The following is an 18747-nucleotide window of genomic DNA, read 5'->3' as shown; positions in this document are numbered from 1 at the left end:
ACATTCCCGACGACGACGTGGATCAACGAACCCGAAAAGGAAGGAACGAACTCAATGACCGCCTAAGGAAACTGACTCACATAGGTTGACATCTTCCGGGGCGATGCCAGCCAGCAATCAGAGCAGTTGGGACTATCGGCGCCCGGCCGTTACATCGTCTGAATCCTCACCAGCTCGTGAGCGGTCGAATGCTTCGTGGAGTTGAGCGATCTGCCGCGAGAGTGCTTTGATCTCTCCGCGGGTGGCTGACTGGGAATCCTCTTCCTGCTTCGCAACGCGCTCGACGATCCAGGATGCGAGGGTGGCGGTGACCACGCCCAATAGTGCGATGCCCCCGAGCATCAGGCCAACGGCGATCAACCGGCCGATGTCGGTGACAGGTGAGAAGTCGCCGTATCCGACGGTGCTGATGGTGACGAACGCCCACCAGATGGCGTCGGGGAAGGTGACGATGGTCGCGCCCGGAGCTGACCTTTCGCTGTCCAGCACCGCCAGCGCACTCAGGAGTACCAGGAGCGTGGCTGCGCCAGCGACGTAGACGATCACTCGGCTTCGGAAGGCCTGGCCGGCAGTTCGATGCAGCACGTTTAGGAGCGTCAGGAGGCGGAGAAGCCTCAGTGGACGAAGCATCGGCAAGACGACGATCAGCAGGTCGAGGATATGAGTGCGGAACCAGAGCCACCGTGGCTGGGCAAGAACCAAGTTGACGATGTAGTCCGCGAGAAAGACTGCCCACGTCGCCCAGATGATGGTCTCTACGACGGTGGCGCGCGGCCCGTCGAGATCGCCGATGACCTCGATCGAGTACGCGGCCAAGAAGACGATGGCTGCCAGAGTTAGGGGCCAGTCAGCGATCTTCTGCCAGCGTGCTTGTTTCATGAGGAAACCCTATTGGACCCGACGGGCCATGCCGGGCCAGCGATGCGACCAGTCGACATGCAGTCTGAGTCTCGCTCCGGGCCATCGGTGGTTCCGGAGCGACCACATTGGACTTGAGCTGGTTCATTCTCGAGAGAACGGCCGCAGTGCTTTGCTGACCAGTCTTGTCCGGGGAGCGTGAGTCCGCTATTTCGCCGTCAGGAGGTCCAGCCGCACAACTTCTCCGCGAATGATCCTCGCAAGCTCGTCCGGCTCAGGGTTGTAACCGCTGCTTCGCCGGATTTCCTTTCGCGCGGCGTCCAGGACCGGCATGGACAGCAGGATGGCGGCGAGCGCGGTTGCGGAGGTGGCAGCCTTCCGTTTCCACAGGTCGTCGATGAGTCCCTTCTTCAGCGCCATTCGGTGGAGGTAGAAGAGGCCATCGGCCTTCTTCGCGACCGTTTCATCACTCAGTAGATCAATCTCGAACGCGAGGTGGGTGGCGACCTGCTGCCCAGTCGCTGCCATGACGTGGTACGCCTGCCACACCTGCCCGTTCGTGAGGATGATCCATTCGAGACCTTCTTTCACGGCGTACGTTTCGACCTGGCGGAGATGACGGGCATTGAGCTTCTGTGCGGCGCGCTTGACCTCGATGAATGCGACGAGCTGCTTGTCGATGCGTACACCGTAGTCGGCGAATTCGCCTCGGACTGCGAACTCGGTGGTGAGGTCGTCGAACTTGTCGTAGCCCAGGCCGTAGCAGAGCATGTCGGTCACTAGCAGGCGGGTGTCACCTTCGTTGGCATCGCGGGCGACGAGGTCCGCGAGAGGCTTGGCGAATTTCCGGATAGCCGCGCGAATCTGGTCTCGGGCATCTTGTTCCCATTTCGGAACCGACGACTTCTTTGGCTGTACGACGACTTCTGACACTTCGCTAACCCCCTGATTGCATACACCTGATTGTCAGGTTAGGGGGTGCCGGCCGCTGGTGGAAGGCCCCCGCGCCCCGTGCCCCGTCAACGGGGGGCTATGCCGGCGCGGTCGAGATTGGCCGCCTCCGTAGAAGATGCTCGACGATTGCAGGCGTCGCCGCCAGAACGTCGATGTTGGATCCATACTCGCCCGGCGACTGCCCGGCGAGCGAGATCGCCCTGAGTGGAGCACCGGACTCGATCAGCTTCGACAACCCGGCAGCCATCCCCTTATTGATGTAACCGGCCGGATGGGCATCGTCCGCCGAGCACACGGCGACCGCATTCTTGTCGTAAGCGTTGTCAGGCTCCCGCAACAGACGGACGGGTGCTCCTGGTTGAAACGCCCCATTCCGAACGGCTGCCTTGTGGTAGCCGACACCGCGCACGCTGGCCGTCCAGATCCCCATGCGGCGCAGTCGCCTGTTGCCGACGCTCACGAGGAGACCTGTCGATGGTTCCGTTAGCCACAGCCGTCCGTCGTGCATCTGGAGGAAAAGCGTGGGCAGTCCCTGGTCGGTCGTGACCAGGAGTTCGTCCCACCTCTCGCTGGGGAGGTAGATGCTGGCATCGGCCTGGCTGCGGCTGACTGCCATCTGGGGAGGAAGGTGTTCGAGGTTCTTCTTGACGTAGCTGGTTCCCGATCGGGTTCCGGCATTCGGCGCGGATGGCGAGTGCGTTTTCTCGTTTGGCGGCGGCGGAGACAGCAGGTTTGTGGCCCATTTCAGCACGAAGATGGCCAGTGCCACCACGGCCACTAGGACGAATAACAACTCCATCGAATACCCCCACGCCCAACCTCTCACAGAAACGTCGAGGTGGGCTATCCCCACTTCAGTGGAGGAAGAGCTGCGACGCGAAGGCTGTTCGGGCGAATGTCAGATGACCCGGTAGCGTCGCGACTATGGAACAAGAAGAGTTAGCAAACTGGATCCAATTGGCCGCTGTCTTGGCGGCGATTGCAGCCGTCGCGATCGCAGTTCTGGCCGCTGTGGCGGCCTCCGTCGTTGCCTTGGTTCTCGGATCGCTTGACAGAAGAACGGCGCTGGCGATATCGACCGGCGACCATGAATTTCAGCGCCTCTTTCGGGAGCAGGATCTGCTACAGAGACTCCTCGATAACTACAATCGGGGTGGATCGACGGTGCCTAGCGAAGCGGGTCGCCTGGGTAGTGAAGCCCTTACTCTGATCGGCACGATTGGCCCCGATCGCCTTCCCGAACTCTGGGCGAGCCACATAAACTCGGACGACTCGCTGCGGGCCCTGCTGGTTGATCCAGAGATGCCCTCGTACAAGAAGGAGGCGATCGAGGTCCAGCTTGCGCTAAACGCGTCCCGCCGTGCACTCTACGCGCACTTGGAGTCGCCGGTGCGCGTGGGGCGGCGATAGCCAAGACGTCGCGACGGGAGCCTCTTGTCAAACCACTGTTGGCTTGGGAACGACGAGCTCATGGGGTCCATCGACGAAGCTATGAGAATGGACGGATCTTACTGAGAACGTGGCCATCCGTTCCTCGAACTAGCCCTGGTGAACTCGAACGGTGTCCCGAATTGCACCTGCATGCATATAGATCTCATCGAGTGAATCGATGGGATGGCGCGTCTCGACCTTGTCGCCGTCGAAAATCCCGATGTACTTCTGTTTCTTGCTATTGAAGTGCAAGCGAGCGATCGGCTTCCGATTGTTGTCGTCAAGCGGAATTGCAAGCTCTCCTCTCGCTCGATCGCACCGTGCGTCAGGGAACGTATCGACGCGACCTGTCGTAGGCCCACAGTGCAATGGCAAGGGAGGCCCGGTCGTTGTCTTCCAGTGGGTTGCGGCCGGTGATGACCCCAATCCGTCCAAGCCGATGGCGGACCGTATTGACGTGTAGATACTGGGCCTCGGCGGTCGCTTGCAGGGACCCCTGCTGCTCGATGAACGTCCGGAGGGTTGTCAGGAGCTGGCTGCCACGACGCGCGTCATGCTCGAGCAGCGGACGGACGAGCTGGTCGATAAAGGGAACCAGCCTCATGGGCGGTTGTTGTTCGAGAAGCCCGGTCAGGCTGGTCAGGCTGTCTGGCCCGGCAACCTTGCCGTGACGGCGCGCCAGGCGAAGCGTTGCGCGGGCTTCCCCGATTCCACGGGAGATTTGTGAGACGTCGACAGGGCTCCCGTGGCCGCAGACTAATCCGAGATCGCGAGCGGCACCATATACGTCCTCAGGGCCGACCGTGACGACAAAGGTCGCTTCGGGCGCGTCGGCGATCAACGTGCCTGGCAGGTGCGCGGCTAGCAGCGACGCCGTCTCCGCCGGCCACGCCGAGATTGTCAGGGATTTCCCCACGAGGCCTGCCCTTTGCAACTCCGGCATCAGGGCCGCGGAATCGGCGAGGCCCTCGGAAACCAGGGCGAACAACTGCCCGATGCGTTGGCGATCCTGATTGTCGTGGTCCACCCGCTCGTGCCTAGCGATTTCCAGGACTCGACCGATCTGGCCGAGCACGTCGGCATCAGGCGACGGAGGCTGACCCTGCCAAGCCAGAAGGTTCCCTTCCGCGGTCCTGACGGACAGCGATCCCGGAGCATCATCAACCACCGCGCTGAGGGTTGCCATCGGTAGCGACTCCGCCGCCGGATCAGCCAGCGCGTAGGTGAGCGATCCCCCGAGGGCCGCGGAAGATACGCTCAGGATGTCTTCCACCGGCGCGTTCTCGCGAAGAGCCGCAAGCAGCCTGCTGACCAGCTCTGCATTCCGCTGGCTGCTGCCAGATTGAGCCCGAACGCGCGCGTCGGCGAGAACATCATTAATCGCGAGGAAGGGGACTCCGTGCGCCATTTCGATGAGCGGCACGGACAGTCTGTGGCATTCCGTGATCAGTGCCCGGGGGATCTGCGTGTGGACTTCCCCGATGCCGAGACAGATCCCGGCTGAGCCAGTCGCGTGGACCGCCTCGACCAACCTCGCGCAGTTGGCGGCGGTGAGAAGCGCCGACCCCACGGTGCAGACCAACTCGGATCCACGCAGATGTGGCCTGGGGTCCGTCATTTCTGTGGCGTGCGCCCAGCTGACAACACGAGGGAGCGCCCACTTGGAGCCGACGACGAGGTGAAGCCCCAACTCGGGCACGTCGACGAGTTCCCCGAGTTCAAGGCCAAAGGCGGTGGAGATCGATTTAGTCACTTCTACTATCCTCAGGTCAAAATATGGGGAAATAGTCCGCAGAAGCGTGGATCCGACTGTCATTCCTTGTAGCTTCGTACAATATCACGCACCGTGCCCGGTGGTTCATCCTAAGTTGTGGCAGAAAGTGGCCGTCGCTTCCCGAATGAATTCATAATTGCGGGAGTCGAAGGAGACCCACCATGGCCCAAAACGAAACGGTCGCTGCCACCGAAGGCATCACCCTCAAACGAGATTTCAATCTCTTCTCATCCTTTGCGTTCGGTTTTGCGTTCATCTCGCCTATCGTCGCTCTCTACGGGATCTTTGGCGTTGCCCTGTCCATTGCCGGCCCGTCCTTCTGGTGGGGCTTTCTAATCGTCTTCGGCGGCCAGCTCCTCGTCGCCCTCGTCTTCGCCATGCTGGTCTCGCGCTGGCCGATCGAGGGGTCGATCTACCAGTGGTCGGCGCGCCTCGGGGGCAAGACGTTCGGCTGGTTTGCCGGCTGGGCGTATATGTGGACCCTTCTTATCGCGATGGCCACCGTCGCGATAGCCGCAGCGGGCTTCATCGCTAACGTCATGGGCATCGCGAGCCCCACCGGCGTGGATAAGGCGTGGATCGCACTTGTGGTCCTGATTCTCGGAACGATCGTGAACCTCGCCGGCCGGGTGGTGTTGAAGGTCTTCATGATCGCCAGCATCGTGGCTGAAATCGTCGGCTCGCTCGGCCTCGGCACCTGGCTGCTGTTTTTCCACCAGCACAACTCCATTAGCGTCCTGTTCGACGGGAGTGCCGGCCTCGCACCGGGAACGGATTACCTTTCCCTCAGCGGCCCCTTCCTGCTCGCGATGGTGTTCATCGGTTTCTCGTTCGTTGGATTCGAGAGCGCCGGCGCTATCGCCGAGGAAGTCAGCGAGCCGCGCAAGAACCTCCCCAAGGCGATCCTTTTCGCACTGATATTCATTGCCGTTGTTGTCATGTACACGAGCCTTGCTCTTATCCTCGCCGTCCCGGATCTCAACGCCGTGCGCAGCGGGAACGTCGCCGACCCCGTGAACTTCACCCTCACGTCCCAGCTCGGCAGCCAGATTGCCAAGCCCGTGGAGATCCTCTTCATCATCGGCTTCCTGGCAAGCTTCTTGGCGCTGCAGACCTCGGCCTCACGAATGATCTGGTCGTTCGCAAGGGATGGCGCACTACCGGCCTCGAGGATGCTCTCCCGCCTGAGCCGCAAGCAGCGCCAGCCCGTCGGACCGTTGCTGATCACGATGGTCGTGGGCGCAGCTTTGTTCCTGCTCAGCGACGTGGCCGAAAACGTCTACACGCTGATGCTCAACTTCACCTCCGGCGGATTCTTCCTCTCATTCCTCTTCCCGCTGGTCGGATTTGTCGTCGTGCATCTGCGAGGACGCTGGCGTGCCGGTCCGTTCACGCTCGGCAAGGCAACGCTCCCGCTCGCTGTAGTCGCGGTTGTCTGGGCTGTCTTCGAATTCCTCAATATTGCTTGGCCCCGGCCCGTCTACGAGCAGTCCTTCTTGGACTGGTCGATCTGGATCGCCATGGCTGTCCTGAGCGTAGTGGGGACGGCGATCTACCTGTCCGTCCACAAGGCCATCCCAGTGGTGACAGGACGGGAATACATTATGCCGGAAGAGCTTCTCTCTCCCGATGAGCTCCCAGAAAACGATGAGCTCCCGGAAAAGAAACCGCAACTCGCATGAATATGACCCCAGGGGCGCGAACGGTAGCCATTGTGACGGGCACGGCCAGCGGGATCGGAGCAGCCGTCGCGGCGGAGCTCGAGTCCCGCGGCTGGACCGTTGCCGGATTCGACCTGAGGCCCTCGCCGCAGTGTTCCTTCGACCTGTGCGTCGACATGGCCAACCCGGATGAGGTCCGGGCCGCGGTCAGGCGGGTCGAGCAGGAACTCGGACCGGTTGCGGCCGCGGTTTCCGCCGCCGGCTATTACGAGATGCTGCCAGTCTCCGAGATCACCCTCGACAAGTGGCGACGCATGCTCTCCGTCCACGTCGGAGGATTCGTCAACCTGAGCCGTGCCGTCCTGCCAGGAATGACAACGGCCGGATCCGGGTCGATCGTCGCCATCACGAGCGAACTGGCCATCGGCGGCGGGTCGGATGACGCACATTATGCGGCTGCGAAGGGTGCCCTCCTTGGTCTAGTGCGCAGTCTTGGCGCGGAGCTTGCGCCCCAGGGCATCAGGGTGAACGCCGTCGCACCGGGCCCAACGGACACGCCTTTGCTGGCAGCCGATTCGCCGTGGCGTGCCCCGGAGTACCTGGCCACGCTTCCGTTGGGGAGGCTGACCTCGCCGGAGGAAGTCGCCCTCTGCGTAGCGTTCCTCCTCGATGAGGGGACGTTCTGCGTCGGGGAAACCCTCAACCCGAATGCTGGAGCGGTGATCTGATGTCCGAGAAGAGAATACGTTCCTACCCCGATCTCGAGGGCAAGATTGTCCTCGTCACCGGCGCAGCGCAGGGCATGGGGGCGCAGCACGCGCGTCGACTTGCCGCATCAGGCGCCACCGTGGCCGTGAACGACCGGGAAGCCTCGGCGGGGCTCTCCGCCCTCGCCTCTGAGCTGTCCGGCCTGGCGGTGCCCGGAGACGTGTCCGAGCCGGAGCAAGTGCGGGCCCTCGTGCAGCAGGTGGAAGACAATATGGGCCCGGTTGACGTTCTGGTGGCGAACCACGCCTTCATGACGATGGGGCCGTTCCTGGACGCCGACCCCGCGGAGTGGTGGAAGGTCATCGACACCAACCTCGGCGGCACGTTCCATCTCGTCCAGGCGGTCCTGCCCGGGATGCGGCGGCGGGGAGCCGGACGCATCGTGGTCATCTCCAGCGAGTGGGGTGTGACGGGGTGGCCGGAGGCGACGGCGTACTCGGCCTCAAAAGCGGGACTGATCTCGCTGGTCAAGACGCTCGGCCGCGAACTGGCCCCCGAGGGGATCATCGTTAATGCTGTCGCCCCTGGCGTCACGGACACCCCGCAGCTTGAGGTCGATGCGCGAAGTGCCGGGATAACCCTCGACGAGATGCGTGCCGCCTATGCCGCCGACATCCCCCTGGGGCGGATCGGCACCTCGCCTGAGATCGCCGCGGCCGTAGCGCTCCTGTGCGACTTCCGCCTCTCCGCGATCATCGGACAGGTGGTGCAGATCAACGGCGGCTCCACGCGAGGGCGAGCGTAACCATGTCCTCGGTTCAATACTCTTCACGCCTCCGGGCGGCACTGCAGACAGAAAGAAGCACGCCATGAACACACGAGTTGTCCGCGATGGAAGCAGGCCGGTGGGCCAGGTCGACGGCCAGAAGTCCCCGCGCTATGCCGGACTGACCACGTTCGCCCGGCTCCCGCGGCGCGAGGATGTACCGGATTTCGACGTCGCGGTTGTCGGCATCCCGTTTGACGCCGGAGTCACCTTCCGTCCCGGAGCACGATTCGGCCCGTCGTCGATTCGTGAGGCATCCCGCCTCCTGCGTCCGTACAACCCAGCCCTCGACTCGATGCCGTTTGCTGACGCGCAGGTGGTTGATGCGGGCGACATTGACTGCAACCCCTTCGACATCGTGGAGGCACTCGGGGAAATCGAGGCAGGGCTCGCCGAGCTTATGTCCGGCGGCCGCCCGGTCCTGTCCCTCGGCGGTGACCACACCGTCGCGCTCCCGGCGTTGCGGGCAGTCCACGCGCAGCACGGTCCGGTCGCGCTGGTTCATTTTGACGCGCACCTCGACACCTGGGACACGTACTTCGGCGCGCCGTACACGCATGGCACCCCCTTCCGCCGCGCCTCAGAGGAAGGTCTGATCCGGAAGGACCGGTCGGCCCACGTCGGCATTCGCGGGTCGCTCTACGACCCCGCAGACCTTGCCGACGACGAGGAGCTGGGCTTCACCATCGTGCACTGCCGGGATTTCGACCGCATCGGCGTCGACGGCATCCTCGGGCGAGTCCTCGACCGGGTAGGTGACGCTCCCGTCTACATCTCGATTGACATCGATGTCCTGGATCCGGCGTTCGCGCCGGGCACCGGTACGCCGGAAGCGGGCGGCATGACCAGCCGAGAGCTCCTCGCGGTGCTCAGGGGGTTCCGCCACCACACGATCGTCGGCGCGGACATTGTCGAGGTGTCGCCGGCATACGACCACGCGGCCATCACGGCCGTGGCGGCCGCGAATCTTGCCTATGAGCTGATCACGATCATGTCTGCGCAGCGCCGCGAATGACCGACGAGGGCCCCATCCGCTGGCCGGAGGGGAAGCAATCGGCGGCGGCGTTCACGTTCGATGTGGATGCCGAGTCGGCCGTGCTCTGGAACGCACCAGCAAACGCGAACCGGATGAGCGTGATGAGTCACCAAGCGTACGGCCCGCTGGTCGGCGTTCCCCGGCTCTTGCGGATGCTTGACCACCACCAGATCCGGTCCACCTTCTTCGTGCCCGGCTATACCGCCCACCGGTATCCAGGAGTTGTCAGGGACATCGCCCGCGCCGGCCACGAGATCGCTCATCACGGCTACCTGCACGAACAGCCGAGCGCCGTGGATCTGGCCGGCCAGATCGCCAACCTCGACCGTGGGCTGGAGGCTCTGGCCGAGGTCGCCGGCGTGCGTCCGGTTGGCTATCGCGCCCCGATGTGGGATCTCTCCTGGGAGAGCCCGGCGCTCCTGGCCGAACGCGGATTCCTCTACGATTCGAGCCTGATGGATGCGGATGCGCCATACGAACTTTCGATCACGCCCGGCTCCGAGGAGTCGATCGTTGAGATTCCGATCCAGTGGGCGCTGGACGACTGGGAACAGTATTGCTTCCTCCCGGACATTTCGGGCAGCGGCCGGATCGAGACTCCGGCCAAGGCCCGGGAACTCTGGACCAGCGAATTCGAGGCGCTCCACGACGAAGGCGGATGCTGGGTGCTCACGAATCACCCCTTCCTCTCCGGCCGCCCGGGGCGAGCCCGGCAACTGGACGAACTCATGGCGGAGGTCACTGCAACCCCGGGGGTCTGGGTCGCATCCCTCGAGGAAATCGCGCAGCACACCCGCAGCCTCGGCCTCGCACCGCGGTCAATCGTCCGCCCGGACCTGTAGCCGCAATTCCAACTTCTCCGAAATCAAATCGTCCGGAACCACCGCTTCACCGCGCTCCGGCGCCCATCCTCACTACAGAAAGACTCCAGATAATCGTGAATGCCACCACCGTAAATGACACAGCAGGGGCAGGGCTCGACCAGCGCACAGTCGAGCTCGATCGTGCATTCGTTTTCCACTCCTGGTCCGCGCAGGGCGCCCTCAACCCGCTTGTGATCGCCGGCGGGCTGGGCTCTCGTGTGTGGGACAACGCGGGGCGCAGCTACCTGGACTTCTCCAGCCAGCTCGTCAACGTGAACATCGGCCACCAGCATCCGGCCGTCACCCAGGCGATCATCGACCAGGCCGGCACCCTCGCCACCGTCGCGCCATCGACCGCGAACCTGATGCGCGGCGAGGCCGCCAAGCGCATCGTCGACCGCGCCCCGGCCCGCTTCAACAAGGTCTTCTTCACCAACGGCGGGGCGGATGCGATCGAGAACGCGATCCGGCTGGCCCGGCTGCACACCGGCCGGGACAAGGTGCTGTCCACCTACCGCTCGTACCACGGCAACACCGGCGCGGCGATCGTGGCGACCGGCGACTGGCGGCGCATCCCGAACGAATTCGCGCGCGGGCACGTTCACTTCTTCGGCCCCTACCTCTACCGCAGCGAGTTCTGGGCGACGACGCCCGAGCAGGAGTCGGAGCGTGCGCTGCGCCACCTCGAGCGCATGATCCAGAGTGAGGGGCCGAGCACGATCGCGGCCGTGCTGCTCGAATCGATCCCCGGCACGGCCGGGGTGCTCATGCCGCCGCCCGGCTACCTGGCCGGGGTGCGCGCGCTCTGCGACCGCTACGGGATCCTCCTGATCCTCGACGAGGTGATGGCCGGCTTCGGCCGCACCGGGCGGTGGTTCGCGTTCGAGGGTTTCGACGTGACCCCCGACCTGATCACCTTCGCCAAGGGCGTCAACTCCGGCTATGTGCCCACCGGCGGGGTGATCATCTCGGACTCGATCGCGCATACCTTCGACACGACCGTCTTCCCCGGCGGACTCACCTACAGCGGTCACCCGCTGGCGATGGCGTCCATCGTCGCGGCGCTCGACGCCATGGAGAACGAGGGCATCGTCGCCAACGCGGCCCGGATCGGGCGAGACCGGCTTGCGCCGGGCCTCGCGGAGCTGGCGGAGAAGCACCCGATCATCGGCGAGGTGCGCGGCGAGGGCGTGTTCTGGGCGCTGGAGCTCGTCGCCGACCGGGAGACCTGTGAGCCCCTTAGGGGCGCGGTGATGGGCCGGATCAAAGCGGAATTGCTCGCCCGCAACCTGCTGCCCTTCCTCGCCGACAATCGCATCCATGTCGTGCCGCCGTGCGTGGTCACCGACGCCGAGGTCGCCGAGGCGCTTGCCATCTACGACGAGGTGCTCAGCCTCGACCTGCTCGCCTGACCTGCCTGCCGGTGGTCGAGCCCGGATCTCAACAGGCTCGATCACCGGAACCCGACAAGCTCGATCACCGAAGCCCGCACCTTTCGAATTCGACGGAGATTTTGCCCTTTTCCCGTCACGAACCGGCCGCTGCGGGCCCCAAACGCCACATTCTCCGTCGAATCGACCTAAGGACACGACACCATGACTGAACTTCCCGATATCAACCACTGGATCGCCGGCGCTGCCGCCGACGGACAGTCCACGCGCACCGCCCCAGTGTTCAACCCGGCCACCGGCCAGGTTGCCAAGAATGTGCGCCTCGCCAGCACCGCCGACGTCGACGCCGCCATCGCCGTGGCGCTGGCGGCGTACCCGGCCTGGCGGGACACCTCGCAGGCCCGGCGCCAGAGCATTTTGTTCAACTTCCGCGAGCTGCTGAACTCCCGCAAGGGCGAGCTGGCCGACATCCTCACCGCAGAGCATGGCAAGGTGACGGCGGATGCGCTCGGCGAGATCCAGCGCGGCCTCGAGGTCGTCGAATTCGCGCTCGGCATGCCGCACCTCTCCAAGGGCGACTACTCCGAGAACGTGTCGACGGGTGTCGACGTGTATACCCTCAAGCAGTCGCTCGGCGTCGTGGGCATCATCAGCCCGTTCAACTTCCCGGCGATGGTGCCGCTGTGGTACTTCCCTATCGCCATCGCGGCGGGGAACACCGTCGTGCTGAAGCCCAGCGAGAAGGACCCGTCGGCCTCGAACTGGATGGCCGAGCTCTTCGCCGAGGCCGGTCTGCCCGCCGGAGTGTTCAACGTCGTTCACGGCGACAAGGAGGCTGTCGACGCGTTGCTCGTGAACCCGGACGTGCAGGCCATCTCGTTCGTCGGCTCCACGCCGATTGCGAAGTACATCTACGAGACGGCCGCTCTCCACGGCAAGCGGGTGCAGGCCCTCGGTGGCGCGAAGAACCATATGCTGGTGCTGCCGGATGCCGACCTCGACCTCGCTGCGGATGCCGCGGTTAACGCCGGGTTCGGCTCTGCTGGGGAGCGCTGCATGGCGATCAGCGTCATCGTCGCGGTTGAGCCCGTCGCCGACGAGCTGATCGCGAAGATCACCGAGCGCATGTCGGGGCTCAAGGTCGGCGACGGCATGCGCGGCACCGACATGGGCCCGCTGATCACGAAGGTGCACCGCGACAAGGTTGCCTCGTACATCGACGTCGCCACCGCCGACGGTATCGACGTAGTCGTGGACGGTCGCGGTATCGAGGTCGACGGTGACCCCTCCGGTTTCTGGCTCGGCCCGACCCTGTTCGACAAGGTCGGCACGGACTCGACCGTGTACCAGGACGAGATCTTCGGCCCGGTGCTGTCGGTCGTGCGAGTGGGCAGCTACACCGAGGGCCTCGACCTGATGAACCGCAGCCAGTACGGCAATGGCACGGCGATCTTCACCAACGATGGTGGGGCGGCCCGCCGCTTCCAGAACGAAGTGCAGTGCGGAATGGTCGGTATCAACGTGCCGATCCCGGTGCCCGTGGCGTACCACTCCTTCGGCGGCTGGAAGAACTCCCTGTTCGGCGATGCGAAGGCGTACGGCCCCGCGGGCGTCGCGTTCTACACGCGGGAGAAGGCCGTGACCAGCCGCTGGCTCGACCCGAGCCACGGTGGAATCAACCTCGGCTTCCCGCAAAACGCCTGAGGTGGGAGCGCCTCTGTTGCGCGTAGACCATCTGCGCGCAACAGAGACTCGGGTCGCGAGGTAAACACTCCCTACCGTCACGGTCGCGACGGGCACCTTGACGGCAACGCATTCACTTCCGCTGCGCGTCAGTGCCTTGGCCCAAGGCTATGGACCACGCGTTCGCGGCGGAACTGATTGTCGGCAACGCCGGGCTGAACCGCGCCGCCAGTCGCCCGGGCTCATAGGGTTGCGGCATGTTGGTCTCAGCGTTCCAGTGGCTCCCCGAACGCCGCCTCGGAATGGCAGCGACGCTCGCTCATGCAGACGAGTTGATCGAGCAGGTGGGCGAGTTGCTCTTCGGGTACCTCGCGCAGGAGGGCGGCGTAGTCAGTATCAAGGAGGTTCCGAAGGGTCCGGTCCCAGTTCAGCTCTATCGCGATGGCGTCCTGACCAGCTTCGATGACATCCCGGTCGGCTGGGAGACCAGCTTCATCCGTTCGGGCAGGGACTTTGTGGAAGCTCTAATCGAAGGAAGAGACCCGCAATTGAGTGGCGAATCCGCGAAGGAGCTCCTGGCATTTGACTTGTCCGCGCAAATTTCAGCGGCCATTGGGAGTGAACAGGTCCTCTGCGGCAACCAGATCCCCGCGACGGCACCGGACCCCAGTCGGGAAGCTTCCCGAACAATAGATTGCCGGATGTCAGCACTCTTGGAGATGTAGACCAGCAAATACTCGGCGAGTATCAGGTCTCGTCGCAACACGCCACCGCGATTGGATGCGTGATCACAGTGCAGGATTGGGCGGAGATTCGGCGCCTTCACGTCCGCGAGGGCTTGTCCGGGCTGGCCGTCATCATGCGGCGAGGAACCGGGGAAGGCAGGCAACGCGCCACGCTCGCTCGCACAGGAAAGCTATCCGCCGTGGTCGCCGACGCCATCTATTCAAGCTCTCGCTCGCAGCCGCCTGGCGGGAGCGCCGCCGGTGTCGGGCTCCTCAGCACGGGGTGAGTTGCGAAAGTGCGACCGCGACAAACGACCGCCGAGTGTCCTCCTCCAGACCATCGGGAGCCAGCCTGGAAGTGATCGTCTGGCCGGGGGCTCATCCAGTGCGGATTCCCCGCCGATCGCGGGCCGAGAGTATCGTGGCCGGAAAGGGGCTCGTTCGGAACGCTGAGGATCCGATCGGCCGGCGCTGCCTCGCTGTCTTCGAGTGAGTGAGGCCGACAAGATCAGGAACGCGGCTGAAAAGGCCGCGGGAAAGCTCAAGGAGAGCGCAGGCAAGATCGCGGGGGACAAGTCGCTCGAGACTGAAGGCAAGACCGATCAGGCCAAGGCGAGTCTGAAGCAGGCCGGCGAACATGTGAAAGACGTGTTCAAGAAATAGCGAACGAGTCTGGTAGTCCGTAGATTCCGGGAACCTTGGAAAGGAAACACCATGAACATGTTGCTGATCGTCGTGGCCATCATCGCGGTCGTCCTCTTGCTGACGGGCGGTTTTGTGCAGTCGCTGAACTTCCTCTTGTGGGTGGGCGTGATCCTGCTGGTGTTGGCGGTGATTGCATTCTTGGTGCGTTCGATGTCGGGTCGCCGAGGCGCATAACAGGCGTCGGAATCCCGTCGAAGCCACGGAGGCACGGCTTGCTCAGAGTCCCACCCCGCCCAGGCTTTCAGAAGGAAGCTCATCGCTCGCTCCGGCGCCAGGATGGCGCGTCAGATATGCAGGACGAAAGTCTTTAGATCGTTCATGGTCTGAGCCATGTGGCTGTCCATCGCCAGTCGCGCCCGCTCAGGATCGGCTGAGGCCAGAGCCTCGAGTATTTGGGCGTGCTCGTGGATGGCGTGGATCTGGATCTGCAACACTCTGGACGTCTGGGCCCTGCGTGCTGAAAGAACCTGCGAGAGCGGAGCGAAGAGAACGGCCACGAAAACGTTTCCGGAGGCCTGGAGGATGACGTCATGGAAGGCGAGGTCCGCGTCGACGAAGCGTCCGACATCGTTTTCGTGGTGGGCAGCCCTCATCGTCGTCACATGATCGCGCATGCTCTCGAGTTCCTTGGCCGTGATTCGAGTGGCAGCCAACTCCGCAGCACCGGTTTCCAACATTCGACGTAGTTCGATGAGCTGAACGGACGCAGCGGTATCATTCTCGCCCTCAGAGGTTGCGCGCAGTACGGCTTCCATCGATGTCCATCGCGATAGCGGATTCACGTAAGTGCCCCGGCCGCGCTCGATTCGCACCACGCCCTGAGCCTCCAGCGTCTTGACGGCTTCACGGACGGTCAGTCGGCTGACCTCATGCTGTGCCGTCAGTTCCAGCTCTCCCGGCAGAGTAGACCCGGGGCCGAATTCTCCGGACACGATCCGGTTGAGAAGGTCATCAGACACCATGCCCACCAAGGACTGACGTGCCATGTTGCCCTCCTGACGGGATTTCCTGCTGATCTTATGGCGTGGTGCCATACTCGACGGAGGCGAAATTGCAATTCAACACTCTGTGTCAATGATAACTAAACATATGATGTCAGACACTCGCTGATTTCTCGAGCGTCTGCGCGTCGGTGGTGGATCAATGAGTCGTGCACTGCGTGCTCGACCCCTGCTTAATTTCACGCCTCAACTATCGGAGATGTCATCTTGTCGTTGCAGACAAAGAACAATGTCAAGAGAACCGTTGTCGCCGTCCTAGGCCTTGGTGCGATGGGACTTCCCATGGCCGTTAGGCTGGCCAGCCAGTTCACCGTACACGGCTTCGACACCCACGAAAGTCGCAGGTCGTTAGCCGGCGAGGCGGGTGTGGGGAGTTTCGATACGGCTGCTGCCGCGGTATCCGGAGCAAGCTTGGTCTTGCTCGCCGTGCGCAACGGCGAGCAGCTGAACGATCTGTTATTCGGTGACAACGGCGTCGCCGAAGTCCTCGATTCTGACTCCGTCGTGATCCTGACCAGCACTGTCGGTACAGAGGTGATTCCGGCGACCGTGGAGCGGTTGGCCAGCCTGCATATCGCCTTGGTTGACGCACCCCTATCCGGAGGGCCAGTACGGGCCGCCCAGGGCGATCTGCTGATCATCGTGGGGGCTGAGTCCAAGGCGTTGGGACAAGCACGCCCGGTGCTGGAGCTCCTCGCCTCCACGCTCACCATTGTGGGCGACAAGCCCGGGGATGGTCAGGCGTTGAAGACCGTCAATCAGCTGCTCTGCGGTGTGCACATTGCGGCCGCGGCCGAGGCGCTTGCGTTGGCGGATTCGCTCGGTCTGGACCGGGCCAAGACACTTGAAGCTCTGGAGGCGGGAGCGGCAGGCTCTTTCATGCTGTCCAACCGGGGGCCACGCATCCTCCAGGCATATGAGGAGGGTGGTGCCGACGTGCTCGGTCGGCTGGACATCTTCGTCAAGGACTTGGGCATAGTTGGGCGAGCGACGCGAGCTGCCGGCTTGCCGTCTCCCCTGGCCGCAGCCGCGGAGCAACTCTTCTTGTTGGGCCAAGCGCAGGGCCTGGGTGCTGCTGATGACTCAGCGATCATTCGGGTTATCGCGCCGTCCAGATTATCCTAACCGCGAAATGTAAGAGTCCTGCACACTCGACTCGACGCCCGTGGGCAGACGGACCGCGGGATTCCTAGATCTGCGGGAAATCGAAGGTGGCCGGGTCGCCACTTGTGCGCAGGCCCGACTCGAGTCCGTTGATCAGGGCGACCTCATCCTGGCTCAGGGAGAAGTCGAATACGTCGATGTTTTCCTGTACGCGCTGTGCTGAAATGGACTTTGGAATCACAATGAACCCGCGTTGCAGATGCCAGCGGAGTACGACCTGGGCGGGTGATTTGCCGTGTGCCGCGGCGATTTCTTTCACCACGGTCCCGGACAGGTCCTGTCCTTGGCCGAGAGGGCTGTAGGACTCGACAGCAATGCCGTGGGCAACGGAATACTCCGTCAGCTCGGTCTGCTGGAAGGTCGGATGAAGCTCGATCTGATTCACGGCTGGAATGATGTCGCCCTCCGTCAAGATTCGCTCAAGGTGCGGCTGGAGGAAGTTGGAGACCCCGATTGCCCGAACGGCACCGTCGGCGTAGAGCTTCTCCAGAGCCTTCCAACTGCCCACGAAGAGGTTGTGTCGGGGGTAGGGCCAGTGAATTAGGTACAGGTCGATGACCTCGAGTCCCAACTCATGACTGCTCCTTTCGAACGACCTGAGGGTGCTTTCATAGCCTTGATCTGCGTTGCGCAACTTGGTCGTAATGAAGATCTCGTCTCGGGGAATCCCGCTGTTGCGAACGGCCTCACCGACGCCCGCTTCATTGGCGTAGGCCGCCGCCGTGTCGATGTGGCGGTAACCGGCGTTCAGGGCTCGCTCTGTTGCGGAGCGGACCTTGTCCGGCTCAATCTGATAAACGCCGAAGCCCAACTGCGGGATTTCAACTGAGTTATTCAGGACAATTGAAGGTACGTTGGGCATCAGTTCTCGTTTCCGTTGAGTAGTCGTCGTCGCGAATCGTCGTGAGGGGCAATACGTCTATCGGTTGTAGCTGGCCATCGGTCCCCGAAGTATCCGGCCCACGTCATCACAGGCAGCGATCAGGTCGACCGAGAGCGGGCCATTTTGCGCTGCGCTGATGTTGGACTGCAGCTGCTCAACCCCAGAAGCGCCCAGAAGGATGGCTCCGACATCTGGTTTGCTCATGAGCCAGCGCAAGGATAGCTCGATGAGCGTGATGCCGGCGCCGGTGGCGATTCTTTCCAGTGCTTCGATTGCGTCGAAGAGTTGAGGATTCCAGTACCGCTGTCTGTACATTGTTGCCAACTTGGAGCTTCCGAATCGGCCCTCGGTCGGTACCTCCGCGAAACGGTGCTTTCCCGTGAGTAGGCCGCCGCCCAGCGGGTTGTACACCATGGTCAGTAGGCCGGTCGTGCTGGCGAACTCAAGGTATTCGTCCTCGATCCGCCTCGCCACCAGGTTGAAAAGTTGCTGGGCGACGACTGGTCGGGGGGTGCCGATGGCATCCGCGACGCGGTTGAGCTCACATATCTGCCAGGCAGCAAAATTCGAGACGCCCAATGCGCCGATCGTCCCCTGGCGGACCAGCTCCGCGATGGCACCCATCGTCTCTTGCAGGGGCGTGGCGCGGTCCGGCTGGTGCAGATAGAACAGGTCGATGCGCTCGACCCTCAGGCGACGGAGGCTGCCATCCACACTGCGGCGCAGTCCGGCAGCGGAGAGCGGGGAGTGCTCCCCGGCATCAGGATGAGGCATGCCGGCCTTGGTCGCGAGAAGGACAGAATCTCGGCGCTTTGGAATGAGCGAACCGAGGATATCCTCGCTCGATCCGCCGGCATAGACATTGGCCGTGTCAATGACGGTGATGCCTGCATCCAGTGCGGCGTCTACCAGCGAAGCGGCTGCGGCAGCGTTCACCGTGTCCCCGAAGGTCATCGTACCGAGAACCAGATGGGAGAGGGGAAGCTCGAGACCTTCGACATGCGTTTCGTTCATCGTTTCACTTCCTCTGCCAGAACTCACGTCTGTCGAGTTATTAACATCTCATGATTGCGCGAAACGCGCA

Annotated in this window: 19 protein-coding genes and 1 pseudogene; 12 read left to right on the top strand and 8 right to left on the bottom strand. The window is 63.2% G+C overall.

Features of this window, described 5'->3' with window-relative positions; all coding sequences use genetic code 11:
• Positions 1–132: 132 nt before the first annotated feature.
• The 3 genes from E3T42_RS15345 to E3T42_RS15335 all read right to left on the bottom strand — a co-directional run bounded on the left by E3T42_RS15345 (position 133) and on the right by E3T42_RS15335 (position 2581).
• Entirely contained in the window at positions 133–879 is a 747-nt protein-coding gene (locus E3T42_RS15345; protein ID WP_134403301.1) for a potassium channel family protein, read from the bottom strand.
• Between the two features lie 186 nt (positions 880–1065).
• Entirely contained in the window at positions 1066–1791 is a 726-nt protein-coding gene (locus E3T42_RS15340) for a type I restriction enzyme HsdR N-terminal domain-containing protein (protein WP_134403300.1), read from the bottom strand.
• Between the two features lie 97 nt (positions 1792–1888).
• Positions 1889–2581 (bottom strand): HIRAN domain-containing protein, encoded by a 693-nt coding sequence (locus E3T42_RS15335; protein WP_166805343.1) that lies wholly within the window; start codon positions 2579–2581, stop codon positions 1889–1891.
• A gap of 155 nt (positions 2582–2736) precedes the next feature.
• On the opposite strand from E3T42_RS15335, the gene E3T42_RS15330 reads away from it, so the two are divergent.
• Positions 2737–3222: a hypothetical protein gene (locus E3T42_RS15330; protein ID WP_134403298.1), complete on the top strand. Its 486-nt coding sequence runs from the start codon at positions 2737–2739 to the stop codon at positions 3220–3222.
• A gap of 129 nt (positions 3223–3351) precedes the next feature.
• Here the strand turns inward: E3T42_RS15330 and E3T42_RS17390 are convergent.
• Positions 3352–3552: pseudogene (locus E3T42_RS17390) on the bottom strand (restriction endonuclease); the annotation flags it as partial.
• 16 nt (positions 3553–3568) lie between these two features.
• Complete coding sequence (locus E3T42_RS15320; RefSeq protein ID WP_134403297.1) at positions 3569–5059, bottom strand: PucR family transcriptional regulator; 1491 nt, start codon at positions 5057–5059, stop codon at positions 3569–3571.
• A 119-nt stretch (positions 5060–5178) separates the two neighbouring features.
• Here E3T42_RS15320 and E3T42_RS15315 point away from each other — a divergent pair, with 119 nt between their 5' ends.
• From E3T42_RS15315 to E3T42_RS16835, 10 genes are all read left to right on the top strand, one after another.
• Positions 5179–6699, top strand: coding sequence for an amino acid permease (locus tag E3T42_RS15315; protein ID WP_134403296.1), 1521 nt, complete (start codon positions 5179–5181; stop codon positions 6697–6699).
• Positions 6696–7406, top strand: a complete 711-nt coding sequence (locus tag E3T42_RS15310; RefSeq protein ID WP_241976226.1) for an SDR family NAD(P)-dependent oxidoreductase — start codon at positions 6696–6698, stop codon at positions 7404–7406. The genes E3T42_RS15315 and E3T42_RS15310 overlap by 4 nt, the downstream gene beginning before the upstream one ends.
• Complete coding sequence (locus E3T42_RS15305; protein ID WP_134403295.1) at positions 7406–8191, top strand: SDR family NAD(P)-dependent oxidoreductase; 786 nt, start codon at positions 7406–7408, stop codon at positions 8189–8191. Before E3T42_RS15310 ends, E3T42_RS15305 begins: the two co-directional genes overlap by 1 nt.
• 64 nt (positions 8192–8255) lie before the next feature.
• A complete protein-coding gene (gene speB / locus E3T42_RS15300; protein ID WP_134403294.1) occupies positions 8256–9227 on the top strand; it encodes an agmatinase in 972 nt (323 codons plus the stop codon).
• The gene (locus E3T42_RS15295) at positions 9224–10090 is read left to right on the top strand and encodes a polysaccharide deacetylase (RefSeq protein ID WP_134403293.1); all 867 of its coding nucleotides are present in this window, start codon (positions 9224–9226) and stop codon (positions 10088–10090) included. The genes speB and E3T42_RS15295 overlap by 4 nt, the downstream gene beginning before the upstream one ends.
• A gap of 95 nt (positions 10091–10185) precedes the next feature.
• On the top strand, positions 10186–11523 hold the full coding sequence (locus E3T42_RS15290) for an aspartate aminotransferase family protein (protein WP_134403292.1): 1338 nt from the start codon (positions 10186–10188) through the stop codon (positions 11521–11523).
• A gap of 183 nt (positions 11524–11706) precedes the next feature.
• Entirely contained in the window at positions 11707–13206 is a 1500-nt protein-coding gene (locus tag E3T42_RS15285) for a CoA-acylating methylmalonate-semialdehyde dehydrogenase (RefSeq protein WP_134403291.1), read from the top strand.
• A 236-nt stretch (positions 13207–13442) separates the two neighbouring features.
• On the top strand, positions 13443–13910 hold the full coding sequence (locus E3T42_RS15280) for a hypothetical protein (RefSeq protein ID WP_134403290.1): 468 nt from the start codon (positions 13443–13445) through the stop codon (positions 13908–13910).
• 489 nt (positions 13911–14399) lie between these two features.
• Positions 14400–14573 carry a CsbD family protein gene (locus E3T42_RS15275; RefSeq protein WP_134403289.1) on the top strand — a complete coding sequence of 58 codons (174 nt, stop codon included), beginning with the start codon at positions 14400–14402 and terminating at the stop codon, positions 14571–14573.
• Between the two features lie 51 nt (positions 14574–14624).
• Positions 14625–14789: a hypothetical protein gene (locus E3T42_RS16835; protein ID WP_166787117.1), complete on the top strand. Its 165-nt coding sequence runs from the start codon at positions 14625–14627 to the stop codon at positions 14787–14789.
• 110 nt (positions 14790–14899) lie between these two features.
• Here E3T42_RS16835 and E3T42_RS15270 read toward each other — a convergent pair whose 3' ends face one another.
• A complete protein-coding gene (locus tag E3T42_RS15270) occupies positions 14900–15601 on the bottom strand; it encodes a FadR/GntR family transcriptional regulator (RefSeq protein WP_134403288.1) in 702 nt (233 codons plus the stop codon).
• 228 nt (positions 15602–15829) lie between these two features.
• Between E3T42_RS15270 and E3T42_RS15265 the strand changes: the two genes are divergently transcribed.
• Entirely contained in the window at positions 15830–16741 is a 912-nt protein-coding gene (locus tag E3T42_RS15265) for an NAD(P)-dependent oxidoreductase (protein WP_255578704.1), read from the top strand.
• 64 nt (positions 16742–16805) lie between these two features.
• Here E3T42_RS15265 and E3T42_RS15260 read toward each other — a convergent pair whose 3' ends face one another.
• Both E3T42_RS15260 and E3T42_RS15255 read right to left on the bottom strand, forming a co-directional pair.
• A complete protein-coding gene (locus tag E3T42_RS15260; protein WP_134403286.1) occupies positions 16806–17642 on the bottom strand; it encodes an aldo/keto reductase in 837 nt (278 codons plus the stop codon).
• A 57-nt stretch (positions 17643–17699) separates the two neighbouring features.
• Positions 17700–18677 (bottom strand): aldo/keto reductase, encoded by a 978-nt coding sequence (locus E3T42_RS15255; protein ID WP_134403285.1) that lies wholly within the window; start codon positions 18675–18677, stop codon positions 17700–17702.
• Positions 18678–18747: the final 70 nt, after the last annotated feature.

It is taken from the genome of Cryobacterium sp. TMT4-10 (genome assembly GCF_004403275.1).
Lineage (GTDB): Bacteria > Actinomycetota > Actinomycetes > Actinomycetales > Microbacteriaceae > Cryobacterium > Cryobacterium shii.
The sequence above is the reverse complement of the archived record's forward strand: the minus strand, read 5'-3'. Positions and strand labels throughout refer to the sequence as shown.